We start from the raw sequence: 23,686 nt of genomic DNA on the forward strand, positions 1-23,686 counted from the left end.
CGAATAACCTTGCCGCCCCCACCCGGCCTCGCCCTTTGGGCTCAGCCACCCTCCCCGGGACGGGGAGGGAGAAAGGTGGTGATGATGACTGAGTTGCGAAAAATTCCCGTCGCCCTGGTCGCGGCGCTGCTGGTGCAGACCCTCGGCGGGCTGGTCTGGGCCGGCGGGGCGGCGGCGCGGATCGCGACGCTGGAGCAGAGGGTCGGCGAGCAGAGGCTGGTCGCCGAGCGGCTGGCGCGGCTGGAGGCCCAGGGCGAGGCCACGCGCGCGGCGGTCGAGCGGATCGAGCGACGACTGGAGGAGAAGTGATGGGGCATGACACGTCCTTCTCCCCTTGTGGGAGAAGGTGGCCCGTAGGGCCGGATGAGGGGTTGCGCGACCCCTCGCCCGACCGCGCGAGGACGACGGCTGCGCCGCCGTGCGCGGTCTCCCTCTCCCGCAAGGGGAGAGGGGAGGTTGTCATCCACGGCTACGCCTCCCTGTGGGGCGTGGCGGACCTGAACGGGGACGTCGTCGCGCGCGGGGCCTTCGCCGAGAGTCTGGCGCGGACCGGCGCGGGCGGGGTGCGGATGCTGCACCAGCACGAGAGCCGCGCCGTGGTCGGGGTCTGGGACGAGATGGTCGAGGACGAGCGCGGCCTGTGGGTTGAGGGGCGGATTGAAGACTGGTCCGCCGAGGCCCGCTACGCCGCCGCCCTGACGCGAGCGGGGGCGCTGGACGGGCTGTCGATCGGCTTTCGCGCGGCGAAGGCGCGACGTGAGAGGCGGTTAAGGGTGCTGAGCGCGGTGGAGTTGTGGGAGGTCTCGCTGGTGACCTTTCCCATGCTGCCGGGGGCGCGGTTCCGGTCGGTCGCGAGCGGACGCGCGGCCGCCGAACCCTAGCGGGGGCGAGGGAAACGACCGCGGGTCAGTCGGCCATGGTTCTCAGGACCGCTTCCCACTGGGCGATGCCGGGGGCGATGGTGTCCAGGGGGAGGCGTTCATTGAGGCCGTGCGAGACGTCGTCCTCGGGTTTCATGAAGATGGTGCTGACGCCGTAGGAAGGAACGCCCTGGGCGCGGAAATGCATGCTGTCGGTAGCCCCCGCCGCCATGGACGGCGTGACGGTCAGCCCCGGATAGCGGGCGTGGACCGCCGCCGTGACGGCGCTGACGACGTCGTCGCGCAGAGGCGAGGCCGGCGCCGCGACGACGCCGGTGTCGAGCAGGTCCACCGTTACGGACGGATCGGCGATGATGGTCTGGATCTGGTCGCCGATGGAGGCCCTGGAGGCCCCGGAAGGATGCGGCAGTTGACGATGGCCTCGGCCCGCTGCGGCAGGGCGTTGGGGGCGTGGCCGCCCTTGGGCGGGCACGGCCAGGAGCCCCATGGCCGTGAGCGCCGAGCGGGATTTCGATGCCGTCACCGGAGGCCTCACAGTGAGGTTCGGACGGACTATGGAACGGTGGTCGTTGTTTGTCACTTCGGGGGCAGGTTGCCCTTCGGCGACTTCCCCATGCTGGCCAAGGCGCGGTTCAGGGGCGGTTGAGCCAGCGATTGTGCGCAAAGAAGCAGACGACCTGGATAGCGCTCAACCCTAGCAGGGTGTCCCACGCCGAGGTCAAGTTGAAGCCCAGATCGGCGAAGATAGGGGTGAAGAGATTGAAATCCATAAGAACCTGCCAGCCTGCAGCGAGGAAAGCTGCGCCGCCGAGCAAGCTCCAGACGCTTGAAGAGCGTTCATCTCTGTTCTGAACAGGACGGGCGCCGGCCTTGATCTGCTCTTGAAGGAGGCTGGCCCTGTCTCGGGACCAGAGCCAAAGGCCGACGACGAGGAGGCCCGCGACGATGGTGATTCCTACGAGCATTTGTTTAGCGATAGCGGCGATCACGTCGCTGGCATGAGCGGACGCGGCGAGAAGCAGCAGCCATCCGGGAAGAAGCGCAGCTGAGAGAAGCTGACCCGTCCAGTGATGGAGGAGGGCGCCACGAATTCGCGCTCCAAGGGGCATGACGATCTAGCGCTCCTTCGACGCATCGATCTCGCGGATCGCGGCGCCTTCGACGGACCAGATCTTGTCACCGGCTCCGACGTAGATCGGCAGGCGGTTGAGCAGGGACAGGAAGACGTGAACCTCGAGCGGCTGGGAGGCGACAAGCACAGTGGTGAAGAGGGCGGCGGGCTGGCCGGACTGGCCGGCCTTGCGGCGGTCCATGTTCAGGCAGCCGCTGGATAGCTGTTCGCGTTTCTCGACGGTGCGGCCGTCGGCGGTGAGGTGGAAGCGATAGTGGCCGCCCATCGGCACGACGTCGACGTCGTTGGTGGCGGCCAGAAGCCAGACCAGCCAGCCGTCGCCGTCGGGATCATCCAGCACCACAGGGTTGAAACTGGCGGTGCAGCGCAGGGCGCCGATGTTGGCGAGGGCGGTGGCGCGGGCCAGGTAACGCGCGATCTGATCGTCCGGCAGGACGACGTCCTTGGACTTGACCGCCGGGCCGGGGCGGCCGGTCTTGTCGACGAGGATGTCGTAACCGGGCCGGGGCGCGGCCGGGTCGCCGCGCACGAAGCGGACGAGCTGGGCGTCGCCCTGCTCGACCACGATCCAGCCGATCAGGCCGTGGTCCGTCGCGCCGCCCAGGTGGGCCAGCAGCACGTCCGTGGCGCGCCAGGCGGCGCGGTCCTGGAAGAAGATGGAGGCGCCGATCGCGCCGGTCTGCTGAAGAGGCCAGGCCTCGACCTGGGGCGTCGGCGTGTCGGGGGCGGCCTGAACAGCGGAGGCGAGACCCAGCGACAGGGCGGCGAACAAGGAGACCAACGGCAGCCGCATGGCGATCCTCTGCGGGAGGGGCGTCCCGCGCGGCGGCAGGGACAGGGCGCGATCCGGACCAGGTCGCGCGCCGAGCGTAGCCGCAAACCGCGGTTCTTCAATCGGAGAGACCATGAAAGAGACCAAGACCGTCTCGGGCAACCCCGAGGCGCGCGCCGCCATGCATGAGATGATGGCCGCGTTCGAGGCGTTCAAAGGGGCCAATGACGCCCGGCTGGACGAGATCGAGAAGAAGGCGTCGGCCGATGCGCTGCTGGAGGAGAAGGTGGCGCGCATCGATCAGGCGGTGGCCAGCGCCCAGGCGCGGCTGGATCGCGTGTTGAGCGAGGGGCGCAGGCCGGGCCTGGATGGGGCGAGCCCCTCCACCGCTTCGCGGTCCCCCTCCCCATTCCATGGGGAGGAAAAGAGCGCGTGGGACGGCTATATGAAGTCGGGTCAGGCCCATGGTCTGGAGCTGAAGGCGGGGTTGTCGTCGGCGTCGAACTCGGCCGGCTATGTCGTGCCGCCGGAGACGGAGCGGGCCATCGAGCGGCGCCTGATGGCGGGCTCGCCGATGCGCGAGATCGCCACGGTGCGCACGGTGGGTTCGGGCGTGTTCCGCAAGCCGGTGTCGACGGCGGGGGTGACGGCGGGCTGGGTGGCCGAGACGGCGGCGCGGCCCGAGACGGACCCGGCGACCCTGGCGTTGCTGGAGTTCTCCTCGGCCGATCTCTACGCCTGTCCGGCGGCGACGCAGAGCCTGCTGGACGACGCCCTGATCGACCTGGACGAATGGCTGGCGGCCGAGGTCGAGGACGCCTTCGCTGCGCAGGAGACGGCGGCCTTCGTCAGCGGTGACGGGGTCAACAAGCCCAAGGGCTTCCTGGCCTACGCCACGGCGAGCGAGGGAACGCAGACCTGGGGCCAGATCGGCACGGTGGCGTCGGGGCGGGGGCGGCTTCGCCTCGACCAACTCGGCGGACAAGCTGATCGACCTGATCTATGCGCCGAAGGCCCAGTATCGCCCGAATGGGCGCTTCGTGATGAACCGCCGCACGGTCTCGGCCGTGAGGAAGTTCAAGGATGCGGACGGCAACTACATCTGGTCGCCGGCGACGCGGCCGGGTGAGACGGCGTCGCTGCTGGGCTATCCGGTCACCGAGATCGAGACCATGCCGGATGTGGCGGCCAACAGTCTGTCGATCGCGTTCGGGGACTTTGCGCGCGGCTATCTGATCGTGGATCGCGCGGGGGTGCGGGTGCTGCGCGACCCCTATTCGGCCAAGCCCTATGTGCTGTTCTACACGACCAAGCGCGTGGGCGGCGGGGTGCAGAACTTCGACGCGATCAAGCTGATGAAGTTCGCGGCGAGCTGATGGGCGCGGCCCCTCTCCCCTTGCGGGAGAGGGGGGGACCCGCCGCGTGAGCGGTGGGAGGATGAGGGGTTTCGCGGGCGGCAAGACCCCTCATCCGTCCGCCTTCGGCGGCCACCTTCTCCCGCAAGGGGAGAAGGAACAGAACAGACATGGAGATTTGAATGACCGCACCCGTGAGCCTCACGGAGGCGAAGCTGTTCCTGCGCGTCGAGCATGAGGCGGAGGACGGGCTGATCCAGACCCTGATCGACGCGGCCCGGGCGCGGGTGGAGGGGGAGGTGGGGTTGAGCCTGACCTCGACCTCGCCGGCGCCGCTGCGGCTGGCGGTGATGATGCTGGCGTTGCGCGCCTATGAGCGCGGCGAGGGCGAGATGTCGGCGGCGCCGGTCGAGGGGTGGATCGCGCCCTATCGCGTGGTGCGGCTGTGAGCGGCGCGATGAAGGTGGTGGCGTCGCTGGTGCGGCCGGTGGAGGCGCAGACGCCCTATGGCGGGCGGGTCGTCAGCTATGAGCCGGTCGGCTCGCTGTGGATGGCGCTGGGCGCGCGACGACGCCGCGAGCGGACGGAAGGCGGCGTGACGCGCGGGGTGGAGACGCTGAGCGCCACGGTGCGGGCCGATCCGCGGCTGGCCGAGAGGCTGGTGGTGCGCTTCGGCGGGGCCGACTGGGGCGTCGTGGGGATCGAGGCCGATCCCAAGGCGGCGGGGCGGGTGCGGCTGAACCTGGAGCGGGCGCGATGAAGGATCATGAAGGGGCGCTGGTGAAGGCGCTGATCGAGCATCTGCGCGGCGACGGGGCGTTGCAGGCGCTGTTGGGCGATCCGATGCGCGTCTGGGACGAGCCGCCGCAGGGGGCCGGGTTTCCGCATCTGGTGATCGGGCGGTGCGAGAGCCGGCCGCTGAACGCCGACGGGGGCGGGGTCGAGCATCGATTGACCCTGACCTGCGCCAGCCAGTTCAGGGGCTGGAGGAGGCGCGGGCGGTGGCGGCGGCGGTGCGCGCGCGGGTCGCCGATGCGCCGCTGGAGGCGGACGGAGTGAAGGCGGTCAGCCTGGGCGTGACGTTCACTGACGTGTTCCGCAGCGGGGACCTGAAGCGGGCCTGGGCGGTGATGCGGGTGCGGGCCGTGACGGAAGAGGTTTAGCGCAACGCCTCTCCCTCCCCTTCATGGGGAGGGTGGCTGAGCCCGCAGGGCGAAGCCGGGTGGGGAGGGCCAGCCGACGCGAGCGCGCCTGCATCACCTCGCCGCCCCCACACGGTCGCTATCGCGACCACCCTCCCCATGAAGGGGAGGGAGAGGGGCAGGCTTATTCTGGAAAACGAAACGAGGGACATCATGACGGCGCAACGGGGCAAGGACATCCTGCTCAAGATCGAGGGTGCAGGCGGCGCCTTCACGACGGTGGCGGGGCTGAGGGCGCGGACGATCTCGCTGAACGCCAGGACGGTGGACGCGACGGACGGGGACTCGGCCGGGCGCTGGCGCGAACTGCTGGCCGGGGCCGGGGTGAAGTCGGCGGCGGTGTCGGGGCAGGGGATCTTTCGCGACGCGGCGTCCGACGCCCTGATCCGCGAAGCCTTCTTCGAGCAGGCGGCCAGGACGTGGCGGCTGATCGTGCCGGACTTCGGCGTGCTGGAGGGGCCGTTCCTGGTGGCCGCGCTGGAATACGCCGGCGAGCACGAGGGCGAGGCGAGCTTTGCGCTGAGCCTGGCGAGCGCGGGCGAGGTGACGTTCGCGGCGGTGTGAGGGCGGCGTTTCTCCCTCCCCGTCCCGGGGAGGGTGGTCGCGCAGCGACCGGGTGGGGAGGGCCGGGTGATTGGAACGCGCGCTTGAATAGCCTGGCCGCCCCCACCCGGCCTCGCCTTTCAGGCTCAGCCACCCTCCCCGGGACGGGGAGGGAGAGGGGGTGATGATGTCGACCAACGGCGTGCGGGGCGAGGTCGCGGCGGTGCTGGCGGGGGCGGAGCGGAAGCTGTGCCTGACGCTGGGGGCGCTGGCCGAGATCGAGACGGGGCTGGGCGTCGCCGGGATGGCGGCGCTGGCCGAGCGGATGAAGGCGTTGTCGGCGCGGGATCTGCTGGTGGTGCTGGCGGCTCTGCTGCGCGGCGGAGGCGAGGCGGCGCTGGCGGACGGCTTGGCGAACGCGCCGGTTGATCCGCGCGAGGCGGCGGAGGCGGTGGCGAAGGCCTTTGCGGCGGCGGCGTGAGGATGCCGTGGGGAGAGATGATGCAGGCGGCGGCGCGGATGGGCGTGGGGCCGGAAGGCTTCTGGCGGCTGTCTCTGAAGGAGTGGCGGATGTTGACGGCGGGGCCGGTCCAGGCGGCGCCCTTGGCGCGCGGCGAGCTGGAGCGGATGCAGGCGATGTGGCCGGATTGAACGCGGCCTTCTCCCTCCCCGTCCCGGGGAGGGAGGCGCGTCGGCGCCTGATCGCGTCGCCGCCCCCACCCGGTCGCTGCGCGACCACCCTCCCCATGACGGGGAGGGAGAAAGGACGATATGACCGATAGTTTCAGGCCGGACGGCATCGACGCGGTGCCGGTGAAGGCGGCGGAAGCCGCGGCGGCGCTGGAGGCGCTGCGCGAGCCGGCGGAGCGGGCGGCGGCCTCCATCGAGGACGCCTTCGGCCGGGCGGGCGCCAGCCTGACGCGGTCGCTGGCGCGGGCGGCGGCGGACGGGGAGGTGACGCTGGCCGAGCTGGCGCGGGCAGTGCTGAACGCGGTCAATGCGGCGGCGGGCGCGCGCGGCGGGGGCCTGTCGGGGGCCATAGCGGCGGCGCTGGGCGGCTTTTCCGGGGCGCGGGCCGAGGGCGGGCCGGTGCTGGGCGGCGGAGCCTATCTGGTCGGGGAGCGCGGGCCGGAGGTGTTTCGTCCGGCGGGGGCCGGAACCGTCGAGCCGATGGGCGCGGCCGGGGGCGTGACGGTGAACGTGAAGGTCGACGGCGGGGCCGAGGGCCTGCTGCGCTCGGAGACCCAGATCGCCCGGATGCTGGCCCGGGCGGCGGCCCTGGGCGCGCGCTGAGCAATCGCGCCAAACCTACGCGCTCAAGCGGCGAGGCGCCGCGCGCCGAGCATAGCGCCAACCTTACGCGCTCAAGCAGCGAGGCGCCGTGCGCCGAGCGATAGCGCCCACTTAAAAGAAAAAAGGGCGCTCCGAAGAGCGCCCTTTTGGGAAGCGTTACTCGCCCTTGGGATTGGGGCCGAACCTGTTGTCGCCCTTCTGGCTGTCGCTGACGCCGATCCAGAGCAGGAAGACCAGGCCCGCCAGCAGCATGATGCTGAGACCGCCCATCATCGAGCCCAGCATGGACAGGATGACGGCGGGGTCTTCGTTCTCGAAGGCCTGGGGATTGGTGATGATGGCCGTGCCGACGGCGCCGATGATCATGAAGAAGCCGACGACGTTGGCGACCCAGGGGATGAGCGCGAACCAGCCCGACTTGCCCATGTCGTGCAGGCGTTTCACCGTGATGGCCAGGTTCGGCCAGATCAGGACGATCGACAGGAGCAGGCCGAGGACCGGAATCCAGCCCAGCACCATTCCGGCGCCGAACAGGATCAGCCAGCTGATCCAGAAGTGCTGGCGGCGCAGACGGCCGTTGAACGAGAACATGGCCGAGGCGAAGTCGTACCCGCCCGCAGCCGTGGCGGGGGCGGCGCTGGAGCCGGCGGCCTGGCCGAAGGCGGCGGCGGGGGCCGAGGCGGTCAGGACCATGATCTGCGTGGCCCGGTCGCCTTCGGGCACGAAGTCGACGCGCGCGCCGGGGGCGATGACGGCGCCGGCCGGGATGGCCGAGCGGTCGAAGCCGTAGCGGATGCTGTCGTCGCCGCTGATCAGGCCGGTTCCCGAGGCCTCGTCGAAGCTGAGTATTTCACCGCGCACGCGGAGTCTCCCTGTCTGAACGGCCGGGGCCGTGATGGCGAAAGCATGGCCGAGCTTGGCCGTTCAAACAACCCGAAGCCTGACTCCAGGTGAAGATTTCTGCGAACGGTCCGCAACCGTCCGGGGGCGGACAAGTCGCTGGCAAGTCAATGAAAAAGCGAGGGTCTATGTCCTTTCATGAGGTGCGCCTGCCCGCGCGGCTGGCGTTCGGCTCGACCGGCGGGGTCGAGCGGCGGACCGAGATCACGACCCTGGCTTCGGGGTTCGAGCGACGCTCGACGCCGTGGGGCCAGGGGCGCAGGCGCTATCTGATCGGGGCGGGGCTGCGCTCGCTGGACGACATGGCCGAGCTGACCGCCTTCTTCGAGGCGCGGCGGGGACGGCTGTTCGGGTTCCGGTTTCGCGACTTCGCCGACTTCAAGAGCGGGGCGCCGGGGGCGGCGGTGACGCCGCTGGATCAGGCGATCGGGACCGGAGACGGCGAGGCGCGCACGTTTCAGCTGCTCAAGGCCTATGGCGATCACCGGCGCCTCATCGCCAAGCCGGTCGAGGGATCGGCGCGCGTGGCCGTGGCGGGCGCGGAGACGACGGCCTTCAGCCTGGATGCGACGACGGGGCGGGTGACGCTGGCCACGCCGCCGCCGCCGGGCGCGGCGGTGACGGCGGGCTTCGCCTTCGACGTTCCGGTGCGCTTCGACGCGGACCGGATGGAGGTGACGCTGGAGAGCTTCGGCGCCGGGCGGATGGTCGCCATGCCGCTGATCGAAGTGCGGGTCTCCTCCCCATGAAATGGGGAGGTGGATCGGCGGCGTAGCCGACGAGCCGGAGGGGCTGCCTGGTTTCGCCGCCGTGGCCCCTCCACCGCTTCGCGGTCCCCCTCCCCATGAAATGGGGAGGAGAGGGGCGTGCGCTTGCAGCGCCGGGCCTGGCCCCCACCCGGCCTCGTCGCGGCTCAGCCACCCTCCCCGGGACGGGGAGGGAGAGGGAGTGACATGAGGACGATTCCAACTGAACTGGCTGACCGCATCGAGAGCGGGGCGGCGACGCTGTGCCATGTCTGGCTGCTGCGGCGGTCGGACGGCGAGGCGATGGGCTTCACCGACCACGACGGCGACCTGGAGGTCGAGGGCGTGGCGTGCCGGGCGTCGAGCGGCTGGACCGGAGGCGTCGGGGAGGCGCAGACCGGGCTGGCGGCGGGATCGCTGTCGGCCTCGGGCGGGCTGGACGACGCGGCGATCACGGAGGCCGACATCGCGGCGGGGCTCTACGACGGGGCGCGGGTCGAGCTGTGGCGCGTGGACTGGATGCGGCCGGACCTGAGGGTGCGGCTGTGGGCGGGGACGCTGGCGCGCATCCGGCGAGAAGCGGGGCGGTTCGTCGCTGATCTGGACGGGCCGATGGCGGCGCTGGAGCGGGTGGTCGGGCGGACCTACGGCCGGGGGTGCGACGCGGTGCTGGGCGACGCGCGGTGTCGGTTGGGCGCGGCGGCGGTTGGCGGACGGAGCTGCGACAAGCGTTGGGAGACCTGCGTGGGGACCTTCGGCAACGGGGCCAATTTCCAGGGCTTTCCCGACATTCCCGGCGAGGACTTCCTGACCGCGCGGCCCTTCGTCGGCGGGCGCAACGACGGCGGGAGCCGCAGGCGATGAGGGGGGGCGGCGAGGCTGTTCGAGCGCCGCGCCCTGATCGCCAAGCTCTCCCACCCGGTCGCTGCGCGACCACCCTCTCCATGAAGGGGAGGGAGAGGCGCGGCGCGCCTTGGTCGTGGCCGTCGCGCGCAGCTGGCTGGGCACGCCCTATCGGCATCAGGCCAGCGTGAGGGGCGAGGGGGCGGACTGTCTGGGCCTGGTGCGCGGAATCTGGCGCGAGGTGATGGGCGACGAGCCGGAGGCGCCGCCGCCTTATCGCCCCGACTGGGCCGAGGTCGGGGGCGAGGAGGCGCTTTGGGCGGCGGCGCGGCGCCGGCTGGTGGAGATTGCGCCCGAGCGGGCGGGGCTGGGCGACGTGCTGCTGTTCCGCATAGCGGCGGGGGCGCCCGCCAAGCACTGCGCCGTGCTGAGCGCGGTGGAGGGGCCGGAGCGGCGGATGATCCACGCCTATTGGGGGCGGTCGGTGGTCGAGAGCTGGATGGGGCCGTGGTGGCGGCGGCGGCTGGTCGCCGCTTTCCGCTGGCCCGAGAAACTGAAGGAGTAGGGCATGGCGCAGGTGCTGCTGGGCGGCGTCGGCGGACTGGCGGGCGTCAGCAGCCTGGGCCTGCTGGGCGGGGCGCTGCTGGGCAAGGCGCTGGACGACCGGCTGGTCGCGGGGCTGTCGCCGGCGCGGCAGGTCGGGCCGAGGCTGGAGGGGCTGAAGCTGCAAACCTCGGCCGAGGGGGCGCCGATGGCCTGCGTCTTCGGCCGGGCGCGGGTGGTCGGCCAGGTGATCTGGGCGGCGCGCTTTCTGGAGCGCAAGGAGAAGCGTTCGGGCGGCAAGGGCGGGCCGAAGACAGTCGACTACGCCTATTCGCTGAGCTTCGCCGTGGCCCTGTGCGAGGGGCCGGTCGATGGGATCGGCCGCGTCTGGGCCGACGGCCAGCCGATGGACCTGTCGGGCGTGACCATGCGCCTGCATCGCGGGACGGACGATCAGTTGCCGGACCCGCTGATCGAGGCGGTGGAGGGGCGGGCGCCCGCCTATCGCGGCACGGCCTATGTGGTGTTCGAGGACCTGCCGCTGGACGCCTGGGGCGACCGGCCGCCGCAGCTGGCCTTCGAGGTGTTCCGGCGACCGCTGGGCGCGCGGACGCAGCTGGAGGACCGGCTGGAGGGGGTGTGCCTTATCCCCGGCGCGGGGGAGTTCTGCCTGGCGACCGAGCCGGTGATGCGGCGCGAGGGGTTGACGAAATCGACGCCCGAGAACGTGCATCTGGCCGCCGGGCGGGCGGACCTGGAGGTCTCGCTGGACCACCTCCTGGCCCAGGCGCCGAGGCTGAAGCGGGTCAGCCTGGTGGTTGGCTGGTTCGGCGACGATGTGCGGGCGGGCCATTGCCGCATCCGACCGGGGGTGGAGCGGCGCGACAAGCCGACGGAGCCGCTGCGCTGGAGCGTGGCGGGGGTGGAGCGCGGCGAGGCGCATCTGATTTCGCAGGCGGACGGCGGACCGGCCTATGGCGGGACGCCGTCGGACGAGAGCGTGCGACAGGCGATCCGGGCGCTGAAGGCGCGCGGGCTGGAGGTGACGCTGTATCCCTTCGTCTTCATGGACTGCCCCGGCTATCCGTGGCGCGGACGCGTCAAGGGGACGGACGGGGCGGGGGCGACGGCCGAGGTCGCGGCCCTGTCAGGCACGGCGAGCGGCTGGGGCCTGCGGCGGCTGGCGCTGCACTATGCGAAGATCGCGGCCGAGGAGGGGCGGACGGCCTGCTGATCGGCTCGGAGATGCGGGGGCTGACGGGGACGCGCGACGCGGACGGCGGCTTTCCGGCGGTGGCGCAGTTCCGCGCCCTGGCGGCCGAGTGCCGGGCGGTGGTCGGGCCGCGCGTGACGCTGAGCTACGCCGCCGACTGGTCGGAGTATTTCGGCTGGCAGAGGGACGGGGAGGTTCGCTTTCACCTCGATCCTCTGTGGGCGGACCCGAACATCGATTACGTCGGCGTCGATTGGTATCCGCCGATGGGCGACTGGCGCGGCGGCGACGGCGGGCTGGACGCCGAGGCGTTCAAGGGGCCGTCGGACCCGTCCTATCTCGCGGCCCAGGTCGCGGGGGCGAGGGCCATGACTGGTATTACGCCTCCGACGCGGACAGGGCGGCGCAGCGGCGCACGCCGATCAGGGACGGCGCCCATGGCGAGGACTGGATCTGGCGCTGCAAGGACCTGAGGGGCTGGTGGTCGAACGCGCACCATGAACGGATCGGCGGCGTGCGCCAGGCGGCGCCGACGGCCTGGGTTCCGGGGATGAAGCCGATCCGGCTGACCGAGTTCGGCTGCGCGGCGGTGGACCGGGGCGGCAATGCGCCGAACCTGTTCCAGGATCCCAAGAGCAGCGAGACCGCCCTGCCGCCGCACTCGACCGGGGCGCGAGACGACCGCATGCAGCGGCGGCTGATCGAGGCGGTGCTGGAGCATTACGCCCAGCCGGAGAACAATCCGGTCTCGGCCGTCTATGGCGGGCCCATGCTGCAGGGAGCGGACGCCTGGTGCTGGGACGCGCGGCCCTATCCGGCGTTTCCGGCGCTGGGGGACGTGTGGGCCGATGCGGGAGCCTGGCGCACCGGGCACTGGCTGAACGGGCGGATGGGGGGCGATGCGCGCGGGCTGATCGAGGCGATCCTGAAGCGGGGCGGCCTGGACGAGGCGGCGTTCGCCGTCGGGGCGGTGGAGGGCGCCGTGGTCGGCTATGTGATCGATCGGCCGATGGCGACGCGCGAGGCGCTCGAGCCGCTGACGACGGCCCTGGGCGCGGTCACGGCCGAGCGCGGCGGCAGGGTGGCGGTGCTGGCCGAGACGGCGCGGGAGACGACGCTGCTGGAGGCGGCGCTGGCCCTGCCTGACAGGGGCGGAAGCGCGGCGGCGGATCGGCGGCTGACGCCCCGGCCGAGCGCGGCGCGGTTGCGCTTCATCGACGAGGCCGCGGACTATCAGCTTGGCGCGGTCGTCGTGCGCGGCGAGGGCGAAGGCGGCAGCGTGGACGCGGCCCTGCCCGCCGTGGTCGGGGCCGGGCTGGCGACGGCGGCGGCGCAGCGTCTGCTGCAGGGCGAAGGGGCGGAGCGGCTGACGCTGAGGCTGGGGCCGCTGGAGGCGCTGAAGCTGGAGCCGGGCGACGTGGCGGCGGTGGAGGGCCGTTCGGGCGACTGGCGCGTCGAGGGGCTGGATTGGGACGAGGCGCCGAGCGCGACCCTGACGCCGGTGGTTGCGGTCGTGGCGGTGGATGCGCCCGAGGTCTGGCGCGGCGGCGGCGGGGCGATGACGCCGGGCGCGCCCTTCCTGGCGCTGCTGGACCTGCCGCCCCTGCCGGGGGAGGAGGCGGACGGGCGGCCGGTTGTCGCGATCGCGGCCGAGCCCTGGACGCCGATGGCGCTGCACGGGGGCGTCTCGGCGGACAGCCTGACGCAAAGGGCCATGGCGGAGACGCCGTCGACGGTGGGGACGCTGACGGCCCCCTTGCGGCCCGGCGTGGTCGGGCGCTGGGACGAGACGGGCGTGCTGAGCGTGCGGATCGAGGGGCAGGCGCCGCAGAGCCGATCCGCCGAGGCGGTGCTGTCGGGCGCCAACGCCCTGGCGGTGCGCAGCGCGGACGGGTGGGAGCTGGTGCAGTTCCGTCGGGCCCAACTGGTCGGCGGCGCGGTCTGGCTTCTGAGCGGCCTGTTGCGCGGGCAGCAGGGGACGGAAGATGCGGCGGCGGTCGGGGCCGAGCCGGGGGCGCTGGTCGTCATGCTGGAGCGCGGCATGGCGCGGGCCGAGGTCGACGTCGCCGAGCGGGGTCTGCCGCGCCTGTGGCGGGCGGGGCCGCTAGGCGCGCCGCCGGGCGGGGCGGGCACGAGGCAGGCGAGTTTCACCTGGACCAACCGGCAGGCGGCGCCGTGGCGGCCGGCGCATCTGAGGGTGACGGAAGAAGGCGGTGGATGGCGGTTGCGCTGGGTGCCGCGGGTACGCCTGGGCGGCGACGGCTGGGAAGGCGAGCCGGTCGAGGTCGATCCGCGGCGCTTTCGCGTGCGGGTGCTGGACGGGACGGCGGTGCGCCGGGTCTGGGAGGTCGAGGGGCTGGAGGCGGTTTACGGCGGGGCCGAGGTCGCGACGGACTTTCCGGGCGGGGTCGGCGTGGGAGCGACGGTCGCCGTGGCTCAGTGGGGCGAGGGGTTCGGCTGGGGGGCGGAGGCGGAGGTGGTGCTGTGATATTAAGACCCTCTCCCGCCGGGAGAGGGTGCGCAACATGAGGAAACCATCCTCGCCCCTTTCGGCGGGGGGGCGCATGGCTTAACTGACCCATTGGTTCAGTTGATCTCGGAGCAAGGCGACAGTGGCGGGCGATCCCTATCAGGAACTGGGCGTTGCCAAGGGCGCGAGCGCGGACGAGATCAAGAAGGCGTTCCGCAAGCTGGCCAAGCAACTTCACCCTGACAAGAACCCCGGCGACAAGGCCGCCGAGGAGCGGTTCAAGCGGGTGACGGCGGCGTTCGACCTGCTGGGCGACGCCGAGAAGCGCGCCAAATACGACCGGGGCGAGATTGACGCCGACGGCCGCGAGCAGTTCCGGGGCTTCGGCGGAGGCGGTCCGGGCGCGGGGCGCGCGGGCGGCTTTTCCGGCTTCGGCGGTTCGGGCGGACGCGGGGGATTCGAGGACATCGACCTGGAGGAGCTGTTCGGCGCCTTCGGCGGTCGTGGGGCCGGGCGCGGCTTCGGCGGCGGGCGCGGCCAGGACGTGCGCGCCACCCTGGACATCAGCCTGGAGGACGCCATCGCCGGGACGACGCGGCGTATCCAGTTCTCGGACGGCCGGATTCTGGACGTGGCCATTCCCAAGGGGGCGGCGGACGGCCAGGCGATCCGGCTGAAGGGGCAGGGCGCGCCGGGGCGCGGCGGCCAGGCGGGCGACGCCCTGATCGAGCTGCGCATCCAGCCGCACCCGATCTTCCAGCGCGACGGGGCGGACCTGACCATGGACCTGCCGGTGTCGGTTCCGGACGCTGTGCTGGGCGGCAAGGTGCAGGTGCCGACGCCTGAGGGGGCGGTCATGATGACCCTGCCCAAGGGCTCCAACTCGGGCAAGGTGCTGCGGCTGAAGGGGCGCGGCGCCTACGCCGGCGGCCGGCGCGGCGACCTGCTGGCGAAGCTGGTGGTGACGCTGCCGGAGACGCCGGACGACGAACTGGTCCGGTTCGCGACTGAATGGCGTGAACGCCGGCCCTACAAGCCCGGGCGATGATGGCCTAAGGGTTTCGTTCCTCCTTCTCCTCCCCGAGATTTCAGAGACGCCACGATGATCGCCAAGCCTGCCGTCAAGCCCGCTCGCCCCTGGTTCTCGGCCGGGCCGACGGCGAAACGGCCGGGGTGGTCGCTGGCGAACCTGCCGACGAACCTGATGGGACGGGGCATCCGCGCGCCCGAGGTGGAGGCGCGCTTCGCCTATGGCCTGGAGCTCACGCGCGAGGTGCTGCGGCCGCCCGAGGACTATGTGCTGCTCTATACGCCCGGCTCGGACACGGGGGCGGTCGAGGCGGCGCTGTGGGGCATGCTGGGCGAGCGGCCGGTGCAGGTGGTCGCCTATGAGAATTTCGGCCTGACCTGGCTGACCGACGTGAAGGATCACCTGGGGCTGGAGCCCGAGGTGCTGACGGCGCCCTGGGGCGAGCTGCCGGACCTGAGCCTGGTCGATCCGAAGAAGGACGTGGTCTTTCCGTGGAACGGCACGACCTCGGGCGTGCGCGTCGATCATGCGGACTGGATCGCCGACGACCGCGAGGGACTGACCATCTGCGACGCGACCTCGGCCGCCTTCGCCATGGACCTGCCGTGGGACAAGCTGGACGTCACCACCTTCAGCTTCCAGAAAGCGCTGGGCGGCGAGGCGGGGATCGGCGTCATGGTCCTGTCGCCGCGCGCCGTGGCCCGGCTGGACGCCTATCGCCCCGACCGTCCCATCCCCAAGGTGCTGCGCATCGCCGACAAGAAGGGCTTCGACCGGACGCTGGCGGGCGGAGTGGTGATCAACACCTTTTCGGTCCTGACCATCGAGGACTGGATCGACGCCCTCGAGTGGGCGCGGGGCGTCGGCGGCCTGCCGGAGCTGATCCGGCGCACCGAGGCCAACTATTCGGCGCTGGCCGACTGGGTGGAGCGCACCGACTGGGTCGCCTTCCTGCCCGACCGGCCGGAAATCCGCTCGACCACCTCGGTCTGCCTGAAGTTCGTCGATCCGCGCGTGACGGCGCTGGACGAGGCGGGCCAGAAGGCCTTCGTGAAACGGTTCAAGGCCCTGCTGGAGGGCGAGGGCGCGGTCTATGACATGGAGCCGCACCGCTTTGCCCCGCCGGGCCTGCGCCTGTGGTGCGGCTGCACCGTCGAGACGGCGGACGTGGTCGCGGCCACGCCGTGGCTGGAATGGGCGTTTCAGACGGCGGCGAGCGAACTGGCCGGATAAATCTGCACCTTCGGGGCGACTCCGGGCGATTCAGGGGGTATAGGCTCCCACCGCATTCTGGATTGCGGAGAATACGGTCTTGGCGAACGTCGCGGTGGTCGGCGCCCAGTGGGGCGACGAGGGCAAGGGCAAGATCGTGGACTGGCTGTCCAATCGCGCCGACATGGTGGTGCGGTTCCAGGGCGGCCACAACGCGGGCCACACCCTGGTCGTCGACGGCAAGGTCTATAAGCTGGCGCTGCTGCCCTCGGGCGTGGTGCAGGGCAAGCCCTCGATCATCGGCAACGGCGTGGTCGTCGATCCCTGGCATCTGGTCGGGGAGATCGAGAAGATCCAGGCCCAGGGCGTGGCCATCACGCCCGACATCCTGACCATCGCCGACAACGCCTGTCTGATCCTGCCGATCCACCCGGCTCTGGACGTGGCGCGCGAAGCCGCCGCCAGCGCGCCGGGCGCCAAGATCGGCACGACCGGACGGGGCATCGGTCCGGCCTATGAGGACAAGGTGGGGCGCCGCGCCATCCGCGTCTGCGACCTGGCGGACGCCGAGGACCTGAAGGTCAAGATCGACCGTCTGCGCTCGCACCACGATCCGCTGCGCGCGGGTCTGGGAATGGAGCCGATCGACCCGGAGGCGCTGCTGGCGCAGTTGCTGGAGATCGCGCCGAAGATCCTGCCCTATGTGAAGCCGGCCTGGCGGGTGCTGGATCAGGCCCAGAAGGACGGCAAGCGCGTGCTGTTCGAGGGGGCGCAGGGCGCCTTCCTGGACGTGGACCACGGCACCTATCCCTATGTCACCAGCTCCAACACCGTGGCCGGTCAGGCGGCGGCGGGCTCGGGCATCGGGCCGCGCGGCGTCGGCTATGTGCTGGGCATCGTGAAGGCCTATACGACCCGCGTGGGCGAAGGGCCGTTCGCCTGTGAACTGAACGATGAGGTCGGCGAGCATCTGGCGGTCGTGGGCCGCGAGGTCGGGGTGAACACGGGACGGGCGCGCCGTTGCGGCTGGTTCGACGCGGTGCTGGTGCGCCAGTCGGTGGCGATCAACGGCATCGACGGCATCGCCCTGACCAAGCTGGACGTGCTCGATGGGCTGAAGACGCTGAAGATCTGCGTCGGTTACCGCATCAACGGCGAGGTGCTGGACTATCTGCCGTCCAGCCTGAAGGAGCAGGCCGCCGCCGAGCCGGTGTTCGAGGAGCTGGAAGGCTGGACCGAGAGCACGGGCGGGGTCCGCAGCTTCAAGGACATCAACGCCAACGCCATCAAGTACGTGCGGCGGATCGAGGAGTTGATCGGGGCGCCGGTGGCCCTGCTGTCGACCAGCCCCGAGCGAGACGACACCATCCTGATGCGCGACCCGTTTCAGGGGTAATCCCTGAAACTGCGGCCTGATGCGGCGCGGGCAACCGCGCCTTAACCCGTGCGGGTTAGGCTTCCCTTCTCGGAAATGGAGCCCGTGCCGTGTTCGCCCTCGACGCCAAGATGATGCAGAAGATCGCGCCGGTCGTGCGGCGCGTGGTCATCGTCGATTCCAATCCCGCCGCCGCGCGGCTGCTGACGGATCTGCTGAAGGGCTTCGGCGCGCGCGAGGTCGTGGTCGAAGCCGACGAAGCGCGGGTCATCGACCTCGCTCGCGAGGTCGAGCCGGGCCTGATCTTCACCGAACGCGCCGGGCCGAAACTGGACGGCGAGGCCCTCGCGCGGCGCATCCGGCGCTCCAGCCTGGCCTGCCGCCGGGCGCCGATCATCATGGTCACCGCCGAGGCCACGGCCAGCGCCATCAAGGGCGCGCGTGACGCGGGCGTGCATGAGTTCCTGAGAAAGCCCTTCACCAGCGGCGACCTGCTGCGGCGGATCGAGAACCTGGCGACCAAGCCGCGCGACTGGGTCGAGGCGGTCGGCTACGTCGGGCCGGACCGGCGCCGCTTCAACTCCGACGACTACGCCGGGCCGCAGAAGCGCAAGGCCGACAAGCCGCGCTCGGGCGCCGAGGCGGCCCTGGCGGTCAAGGATCAGGCCATGCGCATCCTGGCCTCGGCCCTGACGCAGTTCGACAGCGATCCGATGCAGGCCGCGCGCGCCATCAAGCAGCAGGCCGAGACGCTGAAGGTCCTGGCGATCAAGACGGGCGACGCGCCCCTGGCCATCGCCGCGGCGGGGCTGGACGCGGTGCTGGCCGCCAGCACGCCGACCAAGGTCGGACTGACGGCGCCGATCGAGGCGGTGCTGAAGCTGGCCGAGCCGGAAAGCCTGGCGCGGGCGGGGTAGGGACGCGCCGACATCGCTGCTCCTGCCGCGCGGCCGCCGCTGCGCCGTGGGACATTGGCGAGGATGAGCGGCCGCCGCCCTCGATCCTCGGGTCAAGCCCGAGGATGACGGTTGAGAGCGGCAGTTGAGGCGATCCAGCAGGCCCTCAGGCGTCGACCAGGTTGCGTTCTTCGGCGGCGGCGCGCATGGCCTTTTGCAGCTTCTCGAAGGCGCGGACCTCGATCTGACGCACGCGCTCGCGGCTGACGCCGTACTGGCTGGCCAGTTCCTCGAGGGTGACCGGGTCGTCCTTGAGGCGGCGCTCGGTCAGGATGTGCTTCTCGCGGTCGGTCAGCTCTTCCATGGCCTCCTGCAGCAGGCCCATGCGGATCGATTTTTCCTCGCTCTCGGCCAGCTGGGTCTCCTGGCTGACGGCGTCGTCGTCGGCCAGCCAGTCCTGCCACTCGCTTTCGCCGTCGGCGCGCAGGGGCGCGTTCAGCGAGGCGTCGCCGCCCAGGCGGCGGTTCATGTCGATGACGTCCTGCTGGGTCACGCCCAGCTTGGTGGCGATCTGCTCAACGTGCTCGGGGTGCAGGTCGCCTTCCTCGAAGGCCGAGATCTGGCTCTTGGCCTTGCGCAGGTTGAAGAACAGCTTCTTCTGCGCCGCCGTGGTGCCCATCTTCACCAGGGACCAGGAGCGCAGGATGTATTCCTGGATCGAGGCGCGGATCCACCACATGGCGTAGGTCGCCAGGCGGAAGCCCTTGTCGGGATCGAATTTCTTGACGGCCTGCATCAGGCCGACGTTGCCCTCGGAGATCACCTCGCCGATCGGCAGGCCGTAGCCGCGATAACCCATGGCGATCTTGGCCACGAGACGCAGGTGGGAGGTCACAAGGCGGTGGGCGGCCTCGGGGTCCTGGTGCTCGCTCCAGCGCTTGGCGAGCATGAACTCCTCGTCCTTGGTGAGCATCGGAAATTTGCGGATTTCCGTGAGATAACGGGACAGTCCCTGTTCAGGCGACATCACCGTTAGCGTCTTATTGGCCATAGGTCCCTCCGACCGGATACGAGAGCAGGCTCTGCGGCTCTGACCACCTGACGTGCATCATCACCTCGCCCCTCAATAGACAAGATGGGGATCCTCGGCCTTGGGGAAAAGGGGGCGGATCGCCAGATAACGCCGCCGCGCGTGAAAAGTCGCGGCAAGCTGAAAACATTTAATAGCACAGAGTCAGTTGCAGATAAAGGCGGACGCGCGGCGGAGCGATGGCGGCGGCTTAAAGTTCCGTCAGAAGCCGTTCGAGGGCCTGGAAATCGGCGGGCGGGGGCGTCTCGAAGCGCAGGGCCTCGCCGGTGACCGGGTGGACGAAGCCGAGGACGGCGGCGTGCAGGGCCTGGCGGGCCAGGCCGGACTGGGCGAGGGCGGCGCGGACCGGGGCGGCGGGCGCGCCCGAGCCATAGGCGGGATCGCCCAGCAGGGGCGCGCCCTTGGCCGCCATATGCACCCGGATCTGGTGGGTGCGGCCGGTGTGCAGGGTGCAGGCGACGCGGGCGGCCAGGGGCGCGCCGGAGGCCTTGGCCGGGCGGCCGAAGACGCGCTGGACCACATAGTCGGTGACGGCCAGGCGGCCGCCGGACTTCAGCACGGCCATCTTCTTGCGGTCATGGGGTGAACGGCCGATCAGGGTCTCGATGCGGCCCTTCTCGGGCGAAGGCGCGCCGCGGGTCAGGGCCAGGTAGGTGCGCTCGATGTCGTGGGTCGCGAACAGGGCGGCCAGGCCGGCGTGGGCGCGGTCGCTCTTGGCGGCGACCATGACGCCGGAGGTGTCCTTGTCGAGGCGGTGGACGATGCCGGGGCGGCCTGGATCGCCGAGGGCCGACAGGGTGGCGCAGTGATGCAGCAGGGCGTTGACCAGGGTGCCGGTCTCGCAGCCGGGGCCGGGATGGACGGCCATGCCGGGGGCCTTGTCGATGACGATCAGGTCGTCGTCCTCGAACAGGACGGCCAGGGGCAGGGCCTCGGGGCGCAGCTCGGCCGGGGCGGCGGGCGGCACGACGATCTCATAGTCGCCGGGGGCGGGCTTGGCCTTGGCCGCCACGACGGCGCCGTTCAGGAAGACCGCCCCCGCGTCGAGCAGGGCCTGGATGCGGGCGCGCGACAGCTCCGGCAGGGCGTCGGCCAGGGCGCGGTCCAGCCGCGCGGCGCCGGGCGCGACACGGGCCGTCAGCACGGTCAGGTCGGAATCATCGTCAGGCGGGAGGGCGTCGATCACAGCGGCTGCTTAGCACGGTCACGGCGCGCAACGAAAAAGGGCGGCCCGACAGGACCGCCCTTTCATCAGGTCAGGCGACGGGCGCCTCAGGCCGCCTTGGCGGCGGCGTCGATGCGCGGGTCCAGGTCGCCGGCGGCGTAGCGCTTGGCCATCTGGGCGGTCGACAGGGGCTTGATCTTGGAGGCCTGGCCCTCGCAGCCGAACTGCTGGTAGCGCTCGATGCACAGCTTGCGCATGGCTTCCTTTGCGGGCTTGAGATAGGCGCGCGGGTCGAACTCGCCCGGCTTCTCGGCCAGGACCTTGCGGATGGCGCCGGTCATGGCCATGCGGTTGTCGGTGTCGATGTTGATCTTGCGCACGCCGTGCTTGATGCCGCGCTGGATCTCCTCGACCGGCACGCCCCAGGTCTGGGGCATCTGGCCGCCGTAGGCGTTGATGATGTCCTGCAGGTCCTGCGGCACCGACGAGGAGCCGTGCATCACCAGGTGGGTGTTGGGCAGGCGCTTGTGGATCTCCTCGATCACGTTCATGGCCAGGACGGCGCCGTCCGGCTTGCGCGTGAACTTGTAGGCGCCGTGGCTGGTGCCCATGGCGATGGCCAGGGCGTCGACCTTGGTGGCGCGCACGAAGTCGACCGCCTGGTCCGGGTCGGTCAGCAGGGCCGACTGGTCCAGCTTGCCTTCGAAGCCGTGGCCGTCCTCGGCCTCGCCCATGCCGGTCTCCAGCGAGCCGAGCACGCCCAGTTCGCCCTCGACCGAGACGCCGCACGAGTGGGCCATTTCGGTGACGCGACGCGTGACGTCGACGTTGTATTCGTAGGAGGCGGGGGTCTTGGCGTCCTCTTCCAGCGAGCCGTCCATCATCACCGAGGTGAAGCCGTACTGGATGGCGGTGGCGCAGGTGGCCGGGCCGTTGCCGTGGTCCTGGTGCATGCAGACCGGGATATGCGGGTAGAGCTCGACCAGGGCGTCGATCAGGCGGGCCAGGACGACGTCGTTGGCGTAGGAGCGGGCGCCGCGCGAGGCCTGGATGATGACCGGCGCATTGACGGCGTCGGCGGCCTCCATGATGGCCAGGCCCTGCTCCATGTTGTTGATGTTGTAGGCGGGCAGGCCGTAGTCGTATTCCGCCGCGTGGTCGAGCAGTTGTCGCAGCGTGATGCGCGCCATGATTAGTCTCCTGAGCCGGTTATGATTTTGCCCGAGGTCTTAGCCCGAAGGGGCGACGAAGTCACGCCAGGTTACAGGGGCGCAAGCGTAGTGGATTTTAGGCGAACACGCCCTAAGTGGTGCGGCGCCGCCAGGGCGTCTGACCAAGGAGCGGCGATGAGCCAGAACGATGATGCGCTTGACGAGGACGGCGGCGGTTTCGACGTCGACGACTGGTCGCGGCTGACGCCCTTCGCGGGGGCGGTGGCGACCCTGGACGACGTTCAGGCGGGCAAGGCCGTCTTCGCCCTGGGCGATACGGAAGACCCCCGCGTCATCGACATGGAGCTGCCGCAGCCGGTCATCTGGTGGGAGGAAGACGGCGAGCAGGCCGCGGTGATCGTGCAGGCCGAAGCCCATGTCGGACCCGACGGCGAGCTTATGGAAGTGCTGGGGCTGATCCTGCCCGACGGGGGTGTGGCCGTGGCCTTGCTGGATGACGTCGATCTGGTGGACGACACCGATCCGACGTGGCGCGATCTGGTCGGCCGCGCGGTCGATATGGACGACGACGACTAGGTCGCGGTCGTCGCGTCAGGGGCGAGGGCCGCGAACAGCCCTCGCCTTGTCGTTGGGGAATCAGGCGGCGCGGAGCGCCTCGACGCCCGGCAGGACCTTGCCTTCCATCCATTCCAGGAAGGCGCCGCCGGCGGTGGAGACGAAGGTCATGTCGTCCGCTGTGCCCGCGTGGTGCAGGGCCGCGACCGTGTCGCCGCCGCCGGCCACGGCGACCAGCTTGCCGGCCTTGGCCAGTTCGGCGGCGTGCTTGGCGGCGGCCACGGTGGCCTTGTCGAAGGGCGGGACCTCGAACACGCCCAGCGGGCCGTTCCAGATTAGCGTCTTGGACAGGTCCATGGCGCGGTTCAGCCGGGCGACGGTCTCCGGCCCGGCGTCCAGGATCAGGTCGTCGGCGGCGATGCGGTCCAGCGCGCGCACGCCCGACTCGATACCCGGCTTGACGCCCTTGGCCACCACGACGTCGACCGGCAGCAGCAGCTCGCAGCCCTGGCGGCGGGCTTCCTCGATGATTTCGCGGGCGGTGTCGGCCAGGTCCTTCTCGCACAGCGAACCGCCGACATCGACGCCTTGTGCGAACAGGAAGGTGTTGGCCATGCCGCCGCCGATGGCCAGGTAGTCCAGCTTGGCGACCAGGTTCTTCAGCAGGTCCAGCTTGGTCGAGACCTTGGCCCCGCCGACGATGCCGATGACCGGCTTCTGCGGCGCGCCCAGTGCAGCGTCCAGCGCCTGAAGCTCGCGCTTCATCGCCTCGCCCGCATAGGCGGGCAGCAGGCGGGCTAGCCCCTCGGTCGAGGCATGGGCGCGGTGCGCGGCCGAGAAGGCGTCGTTGACGTAGAGATCGCCCAGTTCCGCCAACTGCTGGGCGAAGGCCGGGTCGTTCTTTTCCTCGCCCTTGTGGAAGCGGAGGTTCTCGAGCAGCAGCACGCCGCCGGCGTCCAGATCGGCGATCATCGCCTTGGCCTCATCGCCCACGCAGTCGTCGGCGAAGCGGACGGGGCCGTGCAGCAGCAGCTCCAGCGGCTCGACCACAGGCTTCAGGCTCATCGACGGCACGCGCTCGCCCTTGGGGCGGTCGAAGTGGGCCAGCAGCACGACCTTGGCACCCGCCTCGCGCAGGCGGTGGATGGTCGGCAGGGCGGCCTTCAGCCGGGTGTCGTCGGTGACCTTCCCGTCCTCCATCGGCACGTTGAAGTCCACGCGGACCAGGGCGACCTTGCCCGAAAGGTCGGAAACGTCGTCGAGGGTGCGGAAGGTCATGGGTATCTCGTTTGGGTTGG

General features: G+C 71.0%; 24 protein-coding genes and 3 pseudogenes. 19 read left to right on the top strand and 8 right to left on the bottom strand.

Annotated features, from left to right (window positions below; genetic code table 11):
• The first annotated feature begins 81 nt into the window (after positions 1 to 81).
• Both D8I30_RS08420 and D8I30_RS08425 read left to right on the top strand, forming a co-directional pair.
• Positions 82 to 309, top strand: coding sequence for a hypothetical protein (locus tag D8I30_RS08420; protein WP_346426475.1), 228 nt, complete (start codon positions 82 to 84; stop codon positions 307 to 309).
• A 62-nt stretch (positions 310 to 371) separates the two neighbouring features.
• Complete coding sequence (locus D8I30_RS08425; RefSeq protein ID WP_276118564.1) at positions 372 to 881, top strand: HK97 family phage prohead protease; 510 nt, start codon at positions 372 to 374, stop codon at positions 879 to 881.
• Positions 882 to 906: 25 nt separating this feature from the next.
• Here D8I30_RS08425 and D8I30_RS08430 read toward each other — a convergent pair whose 3' ends face one another.
• The 3 genes from D8I30_RS08430 to D8I30_RS08440 form a co-directional block, all read right to left on the bottom strand.
• Complete coding sequence (locus tag D8I30_RS08430) at positions 907 to 1,404, bottom strand: M20/M25/M40 family metallo-hydrolase (protein ID WP_162938843.1); 498 nt, start codon at positions 1,402 to 1,404, stop codon at positions 907 to 909.
• A gap of 109 nt (positions 1,405 to 1,513) precedes the next feature.
• Positions 1,514 to 1,990 carry a hypothetical protein gene (locus D8I30_RS08435; protein ID WP_121482351.1) on the bottom strand — a complete coding sequence of 159 codons (477 nt, stop codon included), beginning with the start codon at positions 1,988 to 1,990 and terminating at the stop codon, positions 1,514 to 1,516.
• Between the two features lie 6 nt (positions 1,991 to 1,996).
• A complete protein-coding gene (locus D8I30_RS08440) occupies positions 1,997 to 2,806 on the bottom strand; it encodes a hypothetical protein (protein WP_162938844.1) in 810 nt (269 codons plus the stop codon).
• A gap of 112 nt (positions 2,807 to 2,918) precedes the next feature.
• Between D8I30_RS08440 and D8I30_RS08450 the strand changes: the two are divergent.
• The 8 genes and pseudogenes from D8I30_RS08450 (at position 2,919) to D8I30_RS08485 (ending at position 7,178) form a co-directional block, all read left to right on the top strand.
• Positions 2,919 to 4,161: pseudogene (locus tag D8I30_RS08450) on the top strand (phage major capsid protein).
• Between the two features lie 161 nt (positions 4,162 to 4,322).
• Entirely contained in the window at positions 4,323 to 4,589 is a 267-nt protein-coding gene (locus tag D8I30_RS08455) for a head-tail connector protein (RefSeq protein WP_121482354.1), read from the top strand.
• A complete protein-coding gene (locus D8I30_RS08460; protein WP_240387190.1) occupies positions 4,586 to 4,900 on the top strand; it encodes a phage head completion protein in 315 nt (104 codons plus the stop codon). Before D8I30_RS08455 ends, D8I30_RS08460 begins: the two co-directional genes overlap by 4 nt.
• Before the next feature lie 83 nt (positions 4,901 to 4,983).
• Positions 4,984 to 5,303: pseudogene (locus D8I30_RS08465) on the top strand (DUF3168 domain-containing protein).
• A 192-nt stretch (positions 5,304 to 5,495) separates the two neighbouring features.
• Entirely contained in the window at positions 5,496 to 5,906 is a 411-nt protein-coding gene (locus D8I30_RS08470) for a phage major tail protein, TP901-1 family (protein ID WP_121482356.1), read from the top strand.
• A gap of 163 nt (positions 5,907 to 6,069) precedes the next feature.
• A complete protein-coding gene (locus D8I30_RS08475; RefSeq protein WP_121482357.1) occupies positions 6,070 to 6,366 on the top strand; it encodes a GTA-gp10 family protein in 297 nt (98 codons plus the stop codon).
• A 2-nt stretch (positions 6,367 to 6,368) separates the two neighbouring features.
• The gene (locus tag D8I30_RS08480) at positions 6,369 to 6,536 is read left to right on the top strand and encodes a phage tail assembly chaperone (RefSeq protein ID WP_121482358.1); all 168 of its coding nucleotides are present in this window, start codon (positions 6,369 to 6,371) and stop codon (positions 6,534 to 6,536) included.
• Between the two features lie 120 nt (positions 6,537 to 6,656).
• Complete coding sequence (locus D8I30_RS08485) at positions 6,657 to 7,178, top strand: phage tail tape measure protein (protein WP_121482359.1); 522 nt, start codon at positions 6,657 to 6,659, stop codon at positions 7,176 to 7,178.
• Between the two features lie 156 nt (positions 7,179 to 7,334).
• Here the strand turns inward: D8I30_RS08485 and D8I30_RS08490 are convergent, their stop codons facing one another.
• A complete protein-coding gene (locus tag D8I30_RS08490) occupies positions 7,335 to 8,039 on the bottom strand; it encodes a DUF805 domain-containing protein (RefSeq protein ID WP_121482360.1) in 705 nt (234 codons plus the stop codon).
• A gap of 167 nt (positions 8,040 to 8,206) precedes the next feature.
• On the opposite strand from D8I30_RS08490, the gene D8I30_RS08495 reads away from it, so the two are divergent.
• From D8I30_RS08495 to D8I30_RS08530, 8 genes and pseudogenes are all read left to right on the top strand, one after another.
• Entirely contained in the window at positions 8,207 to 8,827 is a 621-nt protein-coding gene (locus tag D8I30_RS08495; RefSeq protein ID WP_121482361.1) for a DUF2460 domain-containing protein, read from the top strand.
• A gap of 204 nt (positions 8,828 to 9,031) precedes the next feature.
• Positions 9,032 to 9,688 carry a baseplate hub protein gene (locus D8I30_RS08500; protein WP_121482362.1) on the top strand — a complete coding sequence of 219 codons (657 nt, stop codon included), beginning with the start codon at positions 9,032 to 9,034 and terminating at the stop codon, positions 9,686 to 9,688.
• A gap of 115 nt (positions 9,689 to 9,803) precedes the next feature.
• Positions 9,804 to 10,232, top strand: coding sequence for an NlpC/P60 family protein (locus D8I30_RS08505; RefSeq protein ID WP_240387385.1), 429 nt, complete (start codon positions 9,804 to 9,806; stop codon positions 10,230 to 10,232).
• Positions 10,233 to 10,235: 3 nt separating this feature from the next.
• Positions 10,236 to 13,911 (top strand): annotated as a pseudogene (locus D8I30_RS15110) (baseplate multidomain protein megatron).
• 124 nt (positions 13,912 to 14,035) lie between these two features.
• The gene (locus tag D8I30_RS08515; protein ID WP_121482364.1) at positions 14,036 to 14,941 is read left to right on the top strand and encodes a DnaJ C-terminal domain-containing protein; all 906 of its coding nucleotides are present in this window, start codon (positions 14,036 to 14,038) and stop codon (positions 14,939 to 14,941) included.
• Between the two features lie 54 nt (positions 14,942 to 14,995).
• A complete protein-coding gene (locus D8I30_RS08520) occupies positions 14,996 to 16,156 on the top strand; it encodes a phosphoserine transaminase (RefSeq protein ID WP_121482365.1) in 1,161 nt (386 codons plus the stop codon).
• Between the two features lie 79 nt (positions 16,157 to 16,235).
• A complete protein-coding gene (locus tag D8I30_RS08525) occupies positions 16,236 to 17,531 on the top strand; it encodes an adenylosuccinate synthase (RefSeq protein WP_121482366.1) in 1,296 nt (431 codons plus the stop codon).
• 89 nt (positions 17,532 to 17,620) lie between these two features.
• Positions 17,621 to 18,427, top strand: a complete 807-nt coding sequence (locus D8I30_RS08530) for a response regulator (RefSeq protein ID WP_121482367.1) — start codon at positions 17,621 to 17,623, stop codon at positions 18,425 to 18,427.
• 145 nt (positions 18,428 to 18,572) lie between these two features.
• Here D8I30_RS08530 and rpoH read toward each other — a convergent pair whose 3' ends face one another.
• The 3 genes from rpoH to fba all read right to left on the bottom strand — a co-directional run bounded on the left by rpoH (position 18,573) and on the right by fba (position 21,851).
• Positions 18,573 to 19,457 carry an RNA polymerase sigma factor RpoH gene (gene rpoH, locus D8I30_RS08535; protein WP_121482368.1) on the bottom strand — a complete coding sequence of 295 codons (885 nt, stop codon included), beginning with the start codon at positions 19,455 to 19,457 and terminating at the stop codon, positions 18,573 to 18,575.
• Between the two features lie 229 nt (positions 19,458 to 19,686).
• Entirely contained in the window at positions 19,687 to 20,682 is a 996-nt protein-coding gene (locus D8I30_RS08540) for an RluA family pseudouridine synthase (RefSeq protein ID WP_121482369.1), read from the bottom strand.
• Positions 20,683 to 20,768: 86 nt separating this feature from the next.
• Positions 20,769 to 21,851 (bottom strand): class II fructose-bisphosphate aldolase, encoded by a 1,083-nt coding sequence (gene fba, locus D8I30_RS08545; protein ID WP_121482370.1) that lies wholly within the window; start codon positions 21,849 to 21,851, stop codon positions 20,769 to 20,771.
• A 156-nt stretch (positions 21,852 to 22,007) separates the two neighbouring features.
• Between fba and D8I30_RS08550 the strand changes: the two genes are divergently transcribed.
• Positions 22,008 to 22,409, top strand: a complete 402-nt coding sequence (locus D8I30_RS08550) for a hypothetical protein (RefSeq protein WP_121482371.1) — start codon at positions 22,008 to 22,010, stop codon at positions 22,407 to 22,409.
• A 60-nt stretch (positions 22,410 to 22,469) separates the two neighbouring features.
• On the opposite strand, the gene D8I30_RS08555 is transcribed toward D8I30_RS08550, so the two are convergent.
• Entirely contained in the window at positions 22,470 to 23,666 is a 1,197-nt protein-coding gene (locus D8I30_RS08555) for a phosphoglycerate kinase (RefSeq protein WP_121482372.1), read from the bottom strand.
• Between the last annotated feature and the right edge of the window lie 20 nt (positions 23,667 to 23,686).

Origin of the sequence: Brevundimonas naejangsanensis (assembly GCF_003627995.1) — a bacterium.
Classification (GTDB): domain Bacteria; phylum Pseudomonadota; class Alphaproteobacteria; order Caulobacterales; family Caulobacteraceae; genus Brevundimonas; species Brevundimonas naejangsanensis_B.